Source organism: Helicobacter salomonis (assembly GCF_017979425.1).
Taxonomy (GTDB): Bacteria; Campylobacterota; Campylobacteria; order Campylobacterales; family Helicobacteraceae; genus Helicobacter; species Helicobacter salomonis.
In genome coordinates this window covers 1-15761 of the sequence record NZ_JAERIS010000033.1, presented here as the reverse complement: position 1 = coordinate 15761, position 15761 = coordinate 1, and the positions used below count along the sequence as shown (strand labels likewise).

14 protein-coding genes are annotated in these 15761 nt (G+C 44.1%); 2 read left to right on the top strand and 12 right to left on the bottom strand.

Annotated features, from left to right (window positions below):
- Positions 1-163 precede the first annotated feature (163 nt).
- Positions 164-2659: an SIR2 family protein gene (locus KCO92_RS07495; RefSeq protein ID WP_233710511.1), complete on the bottom strand. Its 2496-nt coding sequence runs from the start codon at positions 2657-2659 to the stop codon at positions 164-166.
- Positions 2660-2733: 74 nt separating this feature from the next.
- A complete protein-coding gene (locus tag KCO92_RS06465) occupies positions 2734-3768 on the bottom strand; it encodes a hypothetical protein (RefSeq protein WP_104696105.1) in 1035 nt (344 codons plus the stop codon).
- A 386-nt stretch (positions 3769-4154) separates the two neighbouring features.
- Here KCO92_RS06465 and KCO92_RS06460 point away from each other — a divergent pair, with 386 nt between their 5' ends.
- Positions 4155-4721: a YceI family protein gene (locus tag KCO92_RS06460; RefSeq protein ID WP_104696106.1), complete on the top strand. Its 567-nt coding sequence runs from the start codon at positions 4155-4157 to the stop codon at positions 4719-4721.
- Between the two features lie 9 nt (positions 4722-4730).
- Positions 4731-6710, top strand: a complete 1980-nt coding sequence (locus KCO92_RS06455) for an ATP-dependent helicase (protein WP_104696107.1) — start codon at positions 4731-4733, stop codon at positions 6708-6710.
- A gap of 251 nt (positions 6711-6961) precedes the next feature.
- Here the strand turns inward: KCO92_RS06455 and KCO92_RS07490 are convergent, their stop codons facing one another.
- The 10 genes from KCO92_RS07490 to lpxB form a co-directional block, all read right to left on the bottom strand.
- On the bottom strand, positions 6962-7354 hold the full coding sequence (locus KCO92_RS07490; RefSeq protein WP_247598965.1) for a BspA family leucine-rich repeat surface protein: 393 nt from the start codon (positions 7352-7354) through the stop codon (positions 6962-6964).
- Between the two features lie 29 nt (positions 7355-7383).
- A complete protein-coding gene (locus KCO92_RS07485) occupies positions 7384-7974 on the bottom strand; it encodes a hypothetical protein (protein WP_233710513.1) in 591 nt (196 codons plus the stop codon).
- Between the two features lie 30 nt (positions 7975-8004).
- Positions 8005-9195, bottom strand: a complete 1191-nt coding sequence (locus tag KCO92_RS06445; RefSeq protein ID WP_104696108.1) for a sensor histidine kinase — start codon at positions 9193-9195, stop codon at positions 8005-8007.
- The gene (crdR, locus tag KCO92_RS06440; RefSeq protein WP_104696109.1) at positions 9192-9833 is read right to left on the bottom strand and encodes a copper response regulator transcription factor CrdR; all 642 of its coding nucleotides are present in this window, start codon (positions 9831-9833) and stop codon (positions 9192-9194) included. Before crdR ends, KCO92_RS06445 begins: the two co-directional genes overlap by 4 nt.
- Complete coding sequence (locus KCO92_RS06435) at positions 9826-10851, bottom strand: A/G-specific adenine glycosylase (RefSeq protein WP_104696110.1); 1026 nt, start codon at positions 10849-10851, stop codon at positions 9826-9828. Before KCO92_RS06435 ends, crdR begins: the two co-directional genes overlap by 8 nt.
- A complete protein-coding gene (locus tag KCO92_RS06430; protein WP_104696111.1) occupies positions 10826-11620 on the bottom strand; it encodes a glycosyltransferase family 25 protein in 795 nt (264 codons plus the stop codon). The genes KCO92_RS06435 and KCO92_RS06430 overlap by 26 nt, the downstream gene beginning before the upstream one ends.
- Positions 11620-12468, bottom strand: coding sequence for a sulfite exporter TauE/SafE family protein (locus KCO92_RS06425; RefSeq protein WP_411710212.1), 849 nt, complete (start codon positions 12466-12468; stop codon positions 11620-11622). Before KCO92_RS06425 ends, KCO92_RS06430 begins: the two co-directional genes overlap by 1 nt.
- Positions 12469-12666: 198 nt before the next feature.
- Positions 12667-13152 carry a shikimate kinase gene (locus KCO92_RS06420; protein ID WP_104696112.1) on the bottom strand — a complete coding sequence of 162 codons (486 nt, stop codon included), beginning with the start codon at positions 13150-13152 and terminating at the stop codon, positions 12667-12669.
- The gene (gene eno / locus KCO92_RS06415) at positions 13152-14417 is read right to left on the bottom strand and encodes a phosphopyruvate hydratase (protein WP_104696113.1); all 1266 of its coding nucleotides are present in this window, start codon (positions 14415-14417) and stop codon (positions 13152-13154) included. Before eno ends, KCO92_RS06420 begins: the two co-directional genes overlap by 1 nt.
- A 91-nt stretch (positions 14418-14508) precedes the next feature.
- Entirely contained in the window at positions 14509-15597 is a 1089-nt protein-coding gene (gene lpxB, locus KCO92_RS06410; RefSeq protein WP_104696118.1) for a lipid-A-disaccharide synthase, read from the bottom strand.
- Positions 15598-15761 lie beyond the last annotated feature (164 nt).

Below are 15761 nucleotides of genomic sequence, written 5' to 3'. Positions count from 1 at the left end.
TAAGAGATTAAAATGCTCTTTGAGCTGTTCTAGGCTGGTGATCTTCTCCCCATCACAAGTTAAAGCAAATTTAGCTAATTTCATATAATCCTCCTTAAAAAATAAACCTCTATTATAGGACTTTTTGCCTTTCAATCTGCATAAAAGACTTAAAGTATGCAAATTACATGGAAGCTACATTATCCAGTTTCTCAATCAATTCCTTAAGCCATTTGCAATATTTTTCACTCGCCTTAGTTTGCGCGTAATCCTCTTTGTGATCTAAGATATATTGTAATTTGTCTTTTATGGCTTTTTTGACATCCTCATCGCTGGATCGGTAAAGGGCTTTGATGAGAGGGAGGAATGGAGAGTTGTCTCTGATTAATGTGAACTTCACTTTCAAGTTCTTTAAGTCAAGAGGTGGTTTTGGAGCAGGGCTAGATTCCCTAATTTCGCTAGTGTCAAATACACAGACATATTTGCAATTTTGGTGGATGGTATTTAAAAAGTCGATAATCAGATTTTTGTGTGTTGCATCGATTCCTTGTATTTTTCTTAGTATCATTGGAAAAATTGACTCCGCTGCCATATCACAATCATTTAAATTCGCCTTATTTTCAACAAAAAGATTGAGAAAAGACAATAACAAATCTAAACCTTTGTGCCAATTGAGCGCATCATTCTCAAATTGTCCGAATATAAATTCCCCAAATTGGCCATAGTGGGTAGAACTCATCCAACCTTTCTTGATCTTGTCATTAACCTCCTCTAATATCCTCTCAAAGGTATTTCGTTCGAGCACACAATGTGATGCTAACAAGAGGAAATTTTTAAACCATTCGCCGTTTCTAGGTGTAAAACTCCCATGTTCTTTGAAGCTATGACAAATATTTGTAAAAACCTTCTTTAAAAATTCTTGATCGATTTTAATCCGAAAAGCCGGGTTGGTGATGTATATTCGAAAGATATCTTCTAGTTCCCCAGTAAGAAAATACCTAATGCTATGACTAAAAATTGTTTCATTTTCTGACAGAGCCCTTAAACTGATTGCACACCAACAACACTCAATGGCTCTTGTATAGAGTGTCCTATATTTTTCAAATTTTGGAATGGTCAGGCAGTTGCCAATTCTGGTTCGATCAAAATCTCGGAGCACTCGTAATGCTTCTTTTGAGCAGGAGTCTTCATGATCGTGAGAAAATAAGGATCCGGGCTCGATTTCCTCAATGTAAAACCAATCATTCTCTTCGTATGAACGCTTTTTTAAGACTTGCATTAGTGAGTGGTATATATCAATGAGTTGCCGATCAAAGTAACTAGGAAGTTGGATAACGAATTGTAACTTTTCTTTTTCGCTTAGAGGTAGTTTTAAGAATTTCTCCACCCACTCATCGCTGTTGCGCTCACTATGCAGACTAGGGTAGAAATCCAATCTATTAAATTCACTCAGAAACCATATTTTTAACTCTCTATTTTTAAAAGCTTCTTTTGATATTTCTCTGTATGGTGGTGGGTAAATATCTAACATATTCTTATCATCAGCGCGGTTTTCAAAACGCAAAAAGCACATTAAGAGTTTATCTCTGAGCGATGCTCCCTTAGACATTGCTAAATTTTTAATTCTTGCCTCTAATGCGCTGAAATTAAAATATGTAAAGTCGCGATCGATGTCTTCTATCTCCCGATCACTTAAGATCGGTGCGAAATCGTACTCTTTTTCCTCTCTTTTTTTGATTTCTTTAAAGAAATCTTTTAATTCCTCTACATGTTCTTGCTCCTTATCTAATCCCTCGCCAAAAATTTCAGAAAGATACAAGACATGAATATTTTTGTTTTTATAAAACTCAAATTCAATCCAATCAAATGCGGCATCTGTTTTAATAAAGTAAATTGGTTTTATATTCTCTGAGCAAGAAGTTACCCAAGAAATAATCTGTTTGACATTGGGATCGCTTAGAGAATAACCCACCAAAACAACAAGATCGGTCGAGAAGACCCCTTCGATATAGCTCTCAATGAGGGGGAAATTTTGGCTGTATTCTAAATAATCTCTGTCGCAAAAAACAATATTTTCCCTATCTAAACTTCCATGCATCTTAATAAGTTTTGAAAAACCCGTAGAGTTTCCCATATCTGCATCTGACTTGATGATGTCAAAAAACATACCCTCTTCATTAATGGCTTTTTCAAACAAGTTGTCCCAATTCGTTGTGATGAGATTCTTAAGATTGAGTTTTACAATTTTTAAATGCAGGTTATTTGGTTGGACATGGCTAGGAATTAGCTCTCCTAGTGTTTGGTAATAAAAATTATGTCCAAATTGATTAAAAAACTTCTCAGCCAAGACAGGATAATAATCTCCACCCCTCTTGATCTCATCACGGAGTTCTTTTTTAAGCTTTTTTTCAACTTCCTTTATAAAGTCTACTAATTCTTTCGGTGATGGCATGCTATGTTGTTCAAGAAACTTCTCGGCACGCATACGATAATCCTCATCTCTTTCCACCTTGCCATAAAGTTTTTCTCTAAAGGTCTCCATCAATTTGTCCCACGATGGCAAACCAGAACCAACACTGATTCCAGCCCCAGCAAAAATACTTAAATAATTTTCATTGTGGGCTTTTCTGATATTTTCTAGGGATGTTTTAATAAAGATTTTATGCTCGTTGTTGGGCATTTAACCTCCTCTCATACACCACTTTATTTTAAGCCTTTTGGACTGATAGGTCAAATCTGTGGGCATGGGAGTCCTTAGAGATCGAGCTCAAGATAGTCTAAAGTCTGTATGCCTAGTACTCTTCTATGGTTTGCGCTGAGTGCTAATAAGTCGCCGTTCAATATAATCTTTATGGCATCAGAGATAAATAAGCTACCTCCGATGTGTTTAAGCGGTTGGTTATTTTTATCTACAAATCGTATACCATCCAACCATAGAGAATTTTCAAAACAAACAATCCTCCCAAAGACATGGGCTTTTGCTTGCAAAGTGTCAAAATCTAAAGTGATTGTGCGGGTTCTTACGCCCAAAAGTTCAGCCATATCACTTAAAGAATATGGCAAGCAATGACTCCACTGATCAAGTTCATCTGCTTTGAAAATGGGATGAGCTAAAAAGTAGAACAATAGAGCTTGGCAACTCTTCTCAGCAAGCGCGGGGTTTTCTAAAATGCCACCTGTCTTTACCGCACTTAAGACACTACCCATAATCCAGCCTGCTACTTTTTGGAGAGCAACCGCTTCATCATTAGTAGAATCGCCCAGTGTATATAGACGATCAGCGATCTCGCGTTTGTCTTGTTCTAAAAAATCTGCATAATTTTCTAGCAATTCTTTCAAGGTTGCCTTACCCCTTGCTAGACCTCTAGGCTTTAAAAGCTCATCTTTAAGGTTTTGATAAATCTTTAATCTTTCCTCCAGACAAGGATTTGCTGTTGTAGGGGGTGATTGCAAGGTCTTAATTTGCTCTTTAAGACCCTTTATCTCCGCTTTTAACGCCTCTTTTTCCTCCATATTCTTTCGATCCTCCAACACCTCTTGGATCATCTGTTGATCTGCCTCTACTCCAAACACCTGACATAGCGCGCTTAAAATCTCTGTATCTTGCGTAGCTGTGATCGCCTCTATGCCTGCTAATTCATTTTGATACCCCCTTGATCTAAGCCAACGCCACAAAGTATTCGTTTTGTAGTGCTCCAGTACATCTAAGAGATTAAAATGCTCTTTGAGCTGTTCTAGGCTGGTGATCTTCTCCCCATCACAAGTTAAAGCAAATTTAGCTAGTTTCATAGTGCCTCCTTATATTTTTAAAGCGCCCATTATACAATAAGAGCCTCCACCCCACAGCTTTAAAGGCAGGCTAAGGCATTGTGAGGATATAGGGGTGTGGCGCAACCAATTTGAATGCCTAGCAGGCATTCTATGTTGGTTTTACCACTCGCGCCATAAGGCTAGCACCAGCAGGCTTGTGCTAATATTTGTGCAATCAAGGGGTAATACCCTTGGGGTTGGGGCATCAACCTTTGGAATAGGGAGTGTAAGACTCCAAACGGAGCTGTCCCGCTTGAAGCCGCGATCTCCACTAAAGCTAGAATCCCCTAACTTTAGTTATGGGAGAGTATGTCAATGAGAAGTTTGTGTTATAATGCCCACATCTTACAAAAAAAAGGAAGTCAGTGAAACGCGTTTTACAATGTTTGTTTGTGTCATGTGTTTTGAGTGCTGGGTTGGTAGCCCAGGAATATGAAATTGACAAGGCTCACAGCCATGTGGGTTTTAAGGTCAAACATTTAAAGGTTAGCAGTGTGCGTGGCGATTTTCAGGACTACAGCGCAATCATCGATTACGATCCAGCCAGCCATACTTTTAAGAAATTAGAAGCCACCATTAAAGCGGATTCCATCAACACGCGCAACTCCAAGAGAGATACACACCTGCGCTCGGATGACTTCTTTAAAGTCGCAGAATACCCCGATCTCCACTTCGTAATGCATGAATATCAAAAGCTAGACTCCAAGCGCGGGCGTGTAGTGGGCACCTTGAATATCGCGGGGGTTTCCCACAAAGTGGTGTTACAAGCTGAAATTGGAGGCATAGCCCAGCAAAATGGCCGCAAGAAACTGGGTTTTTCCCTCAATGGCAAGATCAACCGCGCAGATTTCAAATTCGCTCCTAGCACCTCTATCCACAGCGTAGGCGACGCGATTGCACTCAATATCGAGGTAGAGGCCGCTCAAAAATAGTAGGTTTATTTGCAACTCAATTTAGAACAACAAGAGGCAACGCAGGCCAAGCCCGGGCATAATTTGGTGATCGCCTCGGCGGGCACAGGCAAGACTTCTACGATCGTGGGGCGTATTCTACACCTCTTGGCGCATGGAACACGCCCTCAAGAGATTTTGCTCTTAACTTTCACCAATAAGGCTAGTTTGGAGATGAGGGAGCGTTTAGCAATTTACACGCCACACGCCCAGCATATCCAAGCAGGTACTTTTCATGCGCTAGCTTATCGTCATCTGAGAGAGTTCCATGCGCATTTGAGTTTAAAGCAGCCCAAAGAATTGCATGTCTTGCTCAAGAGCATTATCGAAACCTGTCCACTCAATGTTGAAAATAACTTTTACACCGCGAGTCATCTTTACGATTTGTATTCTCTCTATGTCAATGCGCAAAGCCCGCAAGACTTTGCTACATGGCTGTGTGTGCGTAAGCCAGAGCAAGAACCCTATGCCCTAGCTTACGAGAATATCTTGGAACAATTCTGTGCCATCAAGCAAGAGTATCAATATGTCGATTACAACGATCTCCTCTTGCTCTACCGCCAGCATATCGCCCCCACGCAGCATTTTAGTGAGGTGCTCTGTGATGAATACCAAGACACCAATCCCCTGCAAGATTCCATTTTGGATGCCCTCAAACCACCAAGTCTTTTTTGCGTTGGAGACTATGATCAGAGTATCTACGCTTTTAATGGAGCGGATATCTCCATCATCAGCAATTTTACGCGCAAGTATCCCCGTGCGCGTGTCTTTACCCTGAAGAAGAACTATCGTTCATCACGGGCTATTTTAGACTTAGCCAATCGTGTGATTGCGCACAACCCCCGCATTTATCCTAAAAACCTCGAGGTGGTTAAAACTGCCAGTCCCTCTTTACCCACCCTCCTAGAATACGACGAACTCATGATGCAATACAAAGGAATTGCCCGCCATATTGCACGCAAAAAAGAGGGGTATGACCATATAGCAGTGCTCTTTAGAAATAATGCCAGTGCTGATGGATGCGAAGCCTCTTTGCGCCAATTGGGGATTCCTTCCAAGCGTAGGGGGGGCTTGAGTTTCTTTGAGAGCAAAGAAATAAAACTCATGCTCAATGTATGTGCGTTTTTGAGTCACCCCAAGGACATGGTTGCCACACTGGAACTCTTAAACCATGCTCCGGGCGTGGGCGCGGCGTTAGGCAAGGAGTTTTACCATGCATTGCAGGTACTAGGCGATGGGGATAGTTTACAAGGTTTGGTGAGCCCCAACGATCAAAAACCTTTCAAAACCCCGCAGATAGGTCTCTTTGATGCGCAATTTAGTGCGCAGAGTCAGGCGCGCTTCAATGTGCCCCCTGCTTTTAAATCCCATCCTCTTTTAAGCCACCCTAAGATCACCCCTTCTATGGCGTGCTTCTTAGGATCGCTCTTCACACTCTGCCAACACGCAGGGGGATGCCAACCTGCTAGCAGTATTGCCAAAATTGCCCAATCTTCGTGGTGGATGGAGATTGTCAAAAAAATCAGTGCCGATCGTGCCAAAAATAAAGATGGTAGCATAGACTCTACCCGCGCGCAGGACGCCCAACACAGAATTAAGGTCAAGGTAGACCTCTTGGTGAATCTAGCCAAACCCTATGCTACTTTGAAAGATTTTATGAATGCGATGGTGCTAGGGTCTAGGGAGGCCTCTAGCGGGGAGGGGGTGCATTTACTCAGTGTACACGCGAGTAAAGGCCTAGAGTTTCAAGAAGTGTATGTGATCGATCTAATGGAGGGGCGTTTTCCCAACACCAAGTTAGCTAAACAAAGTGGAAGCTTGGAGGAAGAACGCCGTCTATTCTATGTGGCTGCCACACGCGCTAAGGACCACCTCTATCTCTCCTATGCCAAACAGGACAAACAGCGCAACATCGATTACGAACCCTCCTGCTTCCTGAAAGAGGCTGGACTCATCGTCTCTAAATCGTAAGCTGTCTAAAACCTCTCAAGCAGAGGATTTAAGTGGGCAGATGTGAGTTTTAAGGGTAATGCTAGAGGAGTAGTCAAACTCGCACGCCTGCCCTAGACATGGGACCCGATCCAATGAATAGAATTTTTTGAAAGTTTTGCATAGAGGGGATTATAGCAAAAGTTAGTTTTGGATTTTTAGGGAGCTAGGGCATAGCACTAGCAAGCGTAAGCCCCCCCGTAGCTTTTAATCCTAGAGTGTCTTATAGTGTCTCAGTGGCGAAAATCTCTAGGGATACGCCCATCATACCAATCTGGTTTATACCTAAGCTCACGACAATCGTTAAACATCTCATGCATACATTCATTACCAACACTAGACACATCCCAATCGCTTAAGTCTTGGTTAAAATTTTCACACCCTTGAAACATCATTGACATGGCTCTTACCCTAGAAACATCCCAATCATCTAGTGGTTGATTGAAATCTCCGCAACCCAAAAACATAAACTCCATAATCTCCACACTAGATACATCCCAGTCATTGAGTGGTTGATTGAAAAGCTCACATCTGTAAAACATCAAACTCACATCCCTAACTCTAGACACATTCCAATTAGAAATGTCATGGTTAAACAAAGTCGCCCGATAAAACATGCCCCGCATATTTGTTACATGAGAAGTGTCCCAAGTTTCTAAGCCCTCAAAGTTTTTACGCGCGAAAGCGGGCGTACCCCCCCCCCCGAATAATGCGAAAACACAAAACTTAAATCCGTAACCTTACTAATATCAATCTCCCCCAAATGCACGCTCTCATCAGCCACCAACTTTTTAAGCTCTTCTTTGCTCTGGGGGCAATATTTTTTAGCCATTTTGGGCGCGGCTTTGAGGCTGGTGGGGGTGTTTAAGACGGGGTGTTCTTTTAGGGCAACTAGCACGCCTTCTACATCTAAAACACTTTTTTCAAGGCTGGCTAGAGAGTCTAAAGCCTCTTTAGCTGTGCTGGCTTGTTCTAGGCTGGCTAGGGGCGTGTTGATCCTAGCTCTAACGCGTTTGAGCACAATTAACACTTCCTCTAAGGCTACATCATCCTCTAAATTGGCATAATGCTCATCTAAGGCCTTGCTTACATGTGTAAGTGCTTCTGTGAGTGCGCTAAATTTGGCGTGCAATTCTTGAGCTTCTGTTTTAACTTCTAGCCCCTCCTCCAAAACACTCTTACCCAAGCGGCATGCGCGCTTGGCGGTTTTGATTTCTTGTTCTAACTTTTCTAAAGTTGCTTGCATGGTGATCCTCCCAATTAATAGAATAGGGGGCTATTTTAACATATTCTTTGCTGGAAAACGCACGCGAAAAACATTGCAAGAGCCCTCATGGCTGACCTCAAGGCTGAGGTGGTATTGCGCGCAAATGCTTTTGACTAAATCTAGGCCAATCCCATACCCCTTTTTTGTGTGTGTGCCGCGCGCATAGCGCATGCTCAAGGCTTCTATGCTTTGGGGGCTTAAAGCTTGCCCGGTATTGCTAATGCTAAGATTGTCTTGCAAACGCACATGCACCGCGCCCTTAGGAGGGGTGTATTTGATGGCATTCATTAACAGATTGCTTACCAAAGTAACCATGTCCTCTTCTAGGGCTTTGACAATCTTAGGGGCTAGGTCGTGGGTGAGTTGGATTTGGTAGAAATGCGCCATATCGGCAAAGGCGCTGATTTGTTGGCTTACCAGAGTTTGCAGGTTTAATAAACTGGGTTCATCGCGGCGCAAATCCTGCATGAAAAGATAGGCTAATTGGTGATGCAAGTAGAAAATGCGCCGCGCGCTCACTAAAATCCCTAAGGCTTGGGGGGTGTGACGCGCCAAATGTTTTGCACTCATCAATAGGGCGGCAATGGGGGTGTTGAGTTCGTGGGCGATGTCCTTGCTGAAGCGGTCCAAGCGCGCTACCTCATCGCTGATAGGTTTTAAAAATAGCCGTGCTAGCCAATACGCCATCACACCCACACACACGCAAGCCCCCAGCAAGACTAAGAAAATAGAGCGGTAAAGCGGGGCAAAAAGATGAGAGGGTTTAGGATGTTGTAAAATGAGTGTGATCACACCTAGATGCCCGAAAGTCTTGTTGTCTACCAAATAAAATGCGTCCTCTTTCTCTAAAAATAGGGGGAAGTTTTTGGCCGCGCCAAAGAAGACTAAACTACTACCTCCTAGAAAATTGTGCTTGTAAAGAACTTTGTTTTGCGCGTCTAAGAGCACGAAAGCTAGAGTATTGTGTTTGAGGGCGAGGCGTTCAAAGGGGTTGGGCGTGGCTTCCATGTGTTCGAGCACAATATCTTGGGCAAGATTGTTTGCTTGTAATTGCATGTGTTGCTGGATATTATGTAAGAGTGCATTTTTCTCATAGAATAAAAACAGAAGCGCGATTGTGCCCATCAACACAAACGAAGAACCCAAATAAATTCCCAAAAAACGCCATAGAGATTGCCGTTGGTAGCTATTGAGTTTCATAGACAAAGATAATACCCTAAACCCTTGACATTGTGAATGCTCTCTTTGCCTAAGAGTTTGCGTAAATTTTTGATATAGGTGCGTAAAGTGGAATGATCCACCCCGCTCTCATAGCTCCACACATTGGCGATAATCTGATCGCTACTGAGCACTTGGTGGGGGTGTTGTAAAAAGAATTCCAGTAATTGCCTCTCTTTGGAAGTGAGAAAAAATCGCTCTGTTCCCACGCATAACACTCCGTTTTCATAGTGTGTGTGTGCGTTGAGGGTGATCTTTTGGGCTACCAATAGACGCTCGATTCTCACCTGTAACTCTTCTAGGTCAAAGGGTTTTTTGAGATAATCGCTCGCTCCAATCCTAAAGGCTTTTCTCAAGGAAGCGATATCGCCCAACACACTAATCACCACCACTGGAGCTTGAATCTCCAACTCGCGCACCACCTGCAGGGTTTCAAAATTGGCACTACCGGGTAGTTGCACATCTAGCACCAAGAGATCAAAAGATTCTTGGCTCAAAATTTCCAAAGCGCTTGGAGTGTCGTAAGCACCGATGACACAATAACCCGCCTGCTCTAAAAAATCCTTGATCAAACTATGCAAGAGCACATCGTCTTCGAGTAAAAAAACGCGTCTAGTCATGGAGTGATGGCATGGATTTACGCCATAGTGCTAGAATTTTTGCGCCCAGCCCACTGATGGGAATGCGATCCAAATTATTGAGGTCAATCTGTCTTAATCCCTCTGGCTGTAAGTCCTCCAATTTAGCCTTGTAAAGCATGACACGCACGCGGTACTTGGTGTAGCTATGCCTTACACTCCCTAGCAAGGGGAGAGCGACAAGCTCCTGGTTTTTCAAAAGGGGAAACTGATAGAGATGGGCGTATAAACCCTGTGTCGCATAGTGGAGATAAATCTGTTTATCCTCTACGCATACTCCACAATGCAAATCCAAAGGAATACTGGGAGTTTTTTTGAAGATACTGAATTGTTCTAGCGCGTCTTTACCCTGGCATGCAAAACTTAGAGGGCATGCGCCACATTGGGGCTGTTTAGTGCACACAAGCGCGCCTAAATCGATGAGAGCTTGGTTGTGATCAAAGGGGTTGAGCGGGTTGACAAAAGTATCAGCGCGCTCTTGGAGTAGAGAAGCTAATTTAGTTTGCTTGGGCACGATGGCAAATAGGCGCATCAATACCCTAGCCACATTGGCATCTACCACTCCTATTGTCTGCCTAAAACCAAAACAGAGGATCGCGCGTGCGCTATACGCCCCAATACCGGGTAGGGCACGCAATAGGGCATAGTCTTGAGGGAGTTGTCCGTCGTATTGTTGGCAACAAATCTGCGCGCTTCTGTGTAAATTTTTAGCCCGTGCGTAATAACCTAGTCCCTTCCACAAGCACAATACATGCTCTAAGGGAGCGCTAGCTAAAGCCTCTAAAGTGGGAAAAGTTTCTAGGAAAGGAGTGAAATATCGCTCTAGCACGACATTAATTTGGGTTTGTTGCGACATAATTTCTGAAACATAAATCTGATAGGGGGCGTTAGGACCGCTTAGATGGCGGATGGACATGTCCTTGCGCCCGTGTTGAGTATACCATTTGAGCAAGGCCTCTTGAAGCCCTGCAAGATTATTTAGAGTTTTGGAGTCTGACATAGAATCGGTTCAACTCTCTCAGAAGGCGCAAGAAGATGTCATAGTGGCTATCCTCTCTTGCGATATTGCCCTGAGTGCTTAGGGACTGATTTTCTACGATACTAAAAGGTTCAAGGACAAGATTTGGAATACCATGCACATAGTGATTTTCCATAACCCAATCCACAGGCATGACCCATTTTTTGCTCACAGCTAAAAATGCAGCTGCTATCTTAGGAGTGATACAATAACCTTGTGCGCCACTCCCGCATGTGTTTTCTTTGATTTCTTGCACTCCGGGAGTCGCTGTGGGAGTTTTGGCATAATCAAATAGGTGCATCAAGCGCGCCCAACCCAAAGAGGCCAAATTAGATTGTAAAAACTCTAAGCTTTCAAAGAAATGGGGTTGTAGAGTGATATCGTCTTCTAAAATACAAAGAGGTTCTTGGGAATCTATGCAGTGCTGCCAAAGTGTGTAATGGCTCGCATAACAACCCAATTCACTCAAGCTCATCATTTTACCCCTGAATTTGAGTGCATAATAGCACGCTTCTGGCCATGTTTTGAAGTCTTTAGCAAGCCCCACATCAGGACGCACAAAATAAGCTTGTGCATGGGCGCGCACCAAAGGGTGCAAGCCTCCATCACTCCTAGCATAGATCGCATCAAAAACCTCTATTTGATGTTGCTTTTGGGTGCATAGGGCTTCTAAAAGCGGTGTAATATCGCGCTCATGTAAACCATGTTGGGTACAGGTGGCTTTAGAGAGGTGGATAACAAAAACACGCATTAGATCAAGGACTCTATGAGTTTGTAGAGTGTGGCTAGAATACTTAAGAGATAAATACAGAGCAAAAGGACTTTATGGATATGCTCATTGGCTAACATAATTAACCTAATACCTATGCCCACCCCCAAGAGAGCCCCTAATCCCGTTATAGAGCCTGCCTGCAGCGCACGACTATCAAGCACCCCTGAATGGTATAGAGAAATCACTCCTGAGAGAGAAGAAAAAATCACAAAGAACAACCCTAAGGGCACGATTCTTTGGGTGTCATATTTTAAAAAATAACCCAAGAAAGGCACCATTAAAATCCCTCCACCCATGCCCAGTGGAATGGAAAAAATACCCGTAATCAAACCTGCTAGGCTTAAAATTGCATGGGTTTTACTCAGATGCCATGGCCCTATAGAGATGTTAAAGGGCTTTTTTTGGGAGTGCATATGAAAGTGTGCTGTTTGAAAGTGCTTATGTTGCTGGTTTCTGTGTCCAAAGGCGTATTTTATGAAAGTGTAGCACACCACCACTACAAACACGGCCATCAGAATACGATCGTCAATAAACTTGAGTAAAAAGCTCCCTAAAAGAGCCCCTATTAAGCCTCCTATGGCCGCAAACGCTCCTTCTTGTAAATCTAGCAAACCCTTTTTATAATTGATGAGCGAGCCTACTAGAGAAGAAAAGAGCATCTGAGCTAGAGAAATCCCTACGGCATGGCTGTAACTAAAGCCTGCAAAAATGGCCGCTGGCACAACGATTTCACCCCCTCCAATGCCAAAGAATCCTGCCGTAATCCCTGTAATCAACCCCACTATACCTAGAACGAGGGCCTCTGTGTTTTCCAGCGCAGTGATCATGATCTAGTATCTGGTGATTGGCAAAGACATTGCACGCGCGCAACTTCAAGAGGTCTTAACAAACTCGCTCCTAATAAAGTAGAGATTTACAAAATACGAGGTCTAAAAACCCACAACCCACGCTTAGTGTCATACAGCATGGTATCCCAACAGCGGGCATTATAGCGCAATAACATTAACGCTAACCATCCGCATACTTTAGGATATGAATGCTAAGAATTTCAGTATCTCAGTCACCACTTGAGCGGGGGGTTGGTTTGCATTGATACGGTATTGGGCGATGCGGGTGTAAATGGGTAGGCGCTCTAAATAGAGTTGGTGGAGGGTTTGGATGTCCTGAAAAAGGGGGCGGGGGGTGTTATCTTGTAAGAGTCGCGCATGCAGGTGCGCAAAATCGGTGTGCAAATAGCACACCACTCCCTCCCCTAGTGTGTTGTAAATGGGCATTCCTCCCCCTGTTGCTACCACACATGGGGATACCTCTTGAAGGCGTGCGATCAGTTGGGCTTCTAAATTTCTAAAATGCGCTGCACCATAGCGTGTAAAAATTTCTGTAATACTCAGGGCACATTCTTGACTGATCACCAAATCCGTATCAATCAAGGGATAGCCCAACTCAGAGGCGAGTAAGTTCCCAATGGTGCTTTTGCCACTCCCCATAAATCCAATGAGCCATATTTTCATTAAAAGAGTTTGGCCCCCAAATATTCCCCTTGCATCTCCTCTTCAATTTCTAGGAGGCGGTTGTATTTGGCAGTGCGCTCTGCGCGCGCGGGCGCGCCTGTTTTAATCTGCGCTGTGTTGAGTGCTACGGCAAAATCGGCAATAAAACTATCCTCACTCTCTCCACTGCGATGACTCATCACACAGGCATAACCCGCTCGCTGGGCAAGTCGGATTGTTTCTAGGGTTTGAGAAAGGGTGCCGATTTGGTTGGGTTTGATGAGAATAGCGTTAGCTAACTTGGAGTCAATGCCTTTTTGCAAAAGCGTTCTATTCGTTACAAAAAGGTCATCTCCCACAAGTTGGACCTTGTGCCCCAAGCTACTAGTCAGTTGCGCCCATCCTTCGTAATCCTCTTCACCTAGCGCGTCTTCAATAGAAACAATGGGATACTCACGGCAGAGCATGCCATAGTATTCAATCAGCTCCTCTGTTTCTAAGGCTTTGTCTTCACTAGAGAGCATGTAACGCCCCTCTTTTGTGAGAAGCTCGCTACTAGCAACATCTAGGGCTAAGGCAATTTGTTCCCCAACCTTGTAACCTGCCTTTTCAATCGCCTTAAGTAACCATTCTAAGGGTTCTGTGTTGTTCTTAAAATTGGGTGCAAACCCTCCTTCATCTCCCACGCCTACACTATGCCCAGCCTGAGCCAACATCGCTTTGAGATGGTGATAAACCTCCACTCCTGCGCGCAAAGCTTGGGCAAAATTTTCAAACCCCAAGGGCATGATCATGTATTCTTGAAAATCTAAAGAATTATTCGCATGCACCCCCCCATTGATCACATTGAGCATGGGAGCTGGTAACACGCGTGCGTTAAGTCCCCCTAAATAACGGTACAAGGGCAGGCGTAGAGATTGCGCGCTGGCGCGTGCCAACGCCATAGACACGCCTAAAACCGCGTTTGCCCCTAAATGTGCGTAATTAGGAGTGTTGTCTAAAGCCCGCATGCTCGCATCTGCGCCTGCTTGATCGTAGGGGTCTTTGCCCTGTAGAGCTGTGTTGATTTGCTGGTTGACAAAATGGCATGCCTGCAAGACTCCTTTGCCTAAGAACTTTTGCGCGTCGCCATCCCTAAGCTCCAAGGCTTCTCTCTTGCCCGTGCTTGCCCCGCTAGGCACAATGCCTACGCCCACACTCCCATCACTCAGCACCACCTTAGCCTTTAGGGTGGGATTACCCCGACTATCTAAAATCTGACTTGCATTAATATGTTGAATTTGCATCTATACTCCTTTTGAAATGCGGGCATGTTAGCAGAACCGAATTGAATCGTTCTTGGCAGAAATCCCACCCATCCTCAGCCAGTAAGACACGCTACTTTGAATGTGTAGAAGGATTGCCAAGAGCTTTCTTAATCCACTCTGACACACTCTGTGCACTTCCCGTATGGAGATAGGCACGCAAGCGTTGGGATTCACGCACAAAGTGGACGCGATCCATTGTGCTATATGCTTGTAATAAATTTTGCGCATGCAAGCCGTGTTGAATGTATTCAGGGTGAAGCATGGTTGTCCCACGACCCGGTCGCTCATGATGCAAGGCATTGTAAAAAATATTGGCTAACCCGATACAAGTGAGCTTAACCAAGCGCTTTGCAATGAAAAAATCTAAGGCCTTAGCTTTGTAGGCAAGCACAAAGGGCGTGCCAATCAAAGTAGCCTCCAGAGTAGCCGTACCGCTACAAATGAAGGCAAATTCAGCCTCATAGAGGCTTTGGGGTGCGTTGTAGGAGATCTCAAATAGGGCGATGTCCTTGCCATAGAGCACCTCCAAATCACTTCCTTTTAGACTTGCGGGCACGACTAACACGCGCGAACCGGGTAGAGCGCGCGCCACTTCTACAAAAATGGGAAAAATCGCGCGTATTTCTTGCTGACGGCTACCGGGCATAAACACCACTCCATGCCCTTGTGGGCGGATTTTATACAGGGGAATTTCATCCAAAAGTGGGTGGCCGACATAAGTTGCCTTATGGGAGTAATAACTCAACTCAAAAGGCAAAATAGCCCCTAATTGATCGCAGTAGCGCTCTAAAATCTTGGCACGGTAACTCTTCCATGCCCACACTTGGGGGAGAATATAGTAGATAATATGCTTATGCGGGGTGCGCGCTTTAATGCGTTTAGCCAGAGGAATATTGAAGGAGCTCGAATCCATTAAGAGTACGAGATCGGCTTGTGCGCAGAGCGCACTCATCTGGCGCAATGCCTTATAAAAAAAACTTAGTTTAAGTCCCACCTCTTTAAACCCCATGATGGAGAACTGTCTAGGGCTAAATAGAGGCTGATCTTCAGGTTCTAGCGCGTCGTAAATACCCAACCATTCAACATTTTTAAGATAAGTGCGCAAAACCTTTAAATGCACATTAGCACTCACCTCTAGTGCACTCACAAGTATCTTCAAACTCCATCCTTTATCGATCTCTAAAAACCAGCACATCAAGTTGCTAAAGATAGCTACTCAACACACTCCCCTAGCTTAGTTGCTTGGCTTAGTGGCTTGCAAGATTACCAGAGACTTGCATGCTAAGCATGTCTTAGCTCCTCTACTCCAAGAGTTAAGCCCTC

Bases quoted from the DNA above. Each gene is read 5' to 3' on its own strand.
- KCO92_RS07495 (WP_233710511.1), bottom strand. From the start codon at position 2,659: ATGCCCAACAACGAGCATAAAATCTTTATTAAAACATCCCTAGAAAAT.
- KCO92_RS06465 (WP_104696105.1), bottom strand. From the start codon at position 3,768: ATGAAACTAGCTAAATTTGCTTTAACTTGTGATGGGGAGAAGATCACC.
- KCO92_RS07490 (WP_247598965.1), bottom strand. From the start codon at position 7,354: ATGCGGGGCATGTTTTATCGGGCGACTTTGTTTAACCATGACATTTCT.
- KCO92_RS07485 (WP_233710513.1), bottom strand. From the start codon at position 7,974: ATGCAAGCAACTTTAGAAAAGTTAGAACAAGAAATCAAAACCGCCAAG.
- KCO92_RS06445 (WP_104696108.1), bottom strand. From the start codon at position 9,195: ATGAAACTCAATAGCTACCAACGGCAATCTCTATGGCGTTTTTTGGGA.
- crdR (WP_104696109.1), bottom strand. From the start codon at position 9,833: ATGACTAGACGCGTTTTTTTACTCGAAGACGATGTGCTCTTGCATAGT.
- KCO92_RS06435 (WP_104696110.1), bottom strand. From the start codon at position 10,851: ATGTCAGACTCCAAAACTCTAAATAATCTTGCAGGGCTTCAAGAGGCC.
- KCO92_RS06430 (WP_104696111.1), bottom strand. From the start codon at position 11,620: ATGCGTGTTTTTGTTATCCACCTCTCTAAAGCCACCTGTACCCAACAT.
- KCO92_RS06425 (WP_411710212.1), bottom strand. From the start codon at position 12,468: ATGATCACTGCGCTGGAAAACACAGAGGCCCTCGTTCTAGGTATAGTG.
- KCO92_RS06420 (WP_104696112.1), bottom strand. From the start codon at position 13,152: ATGAAAATATGGCTCATTGGATTTATGGGGAGTGGCAAAAGCACCATT.
- eno (WP_104696113.1), bottom strand. From the start codon at position 14,417: ATGCAAATTCAACATATTAATGCAAGTCAGATTTTAGATAGTCGGGGT.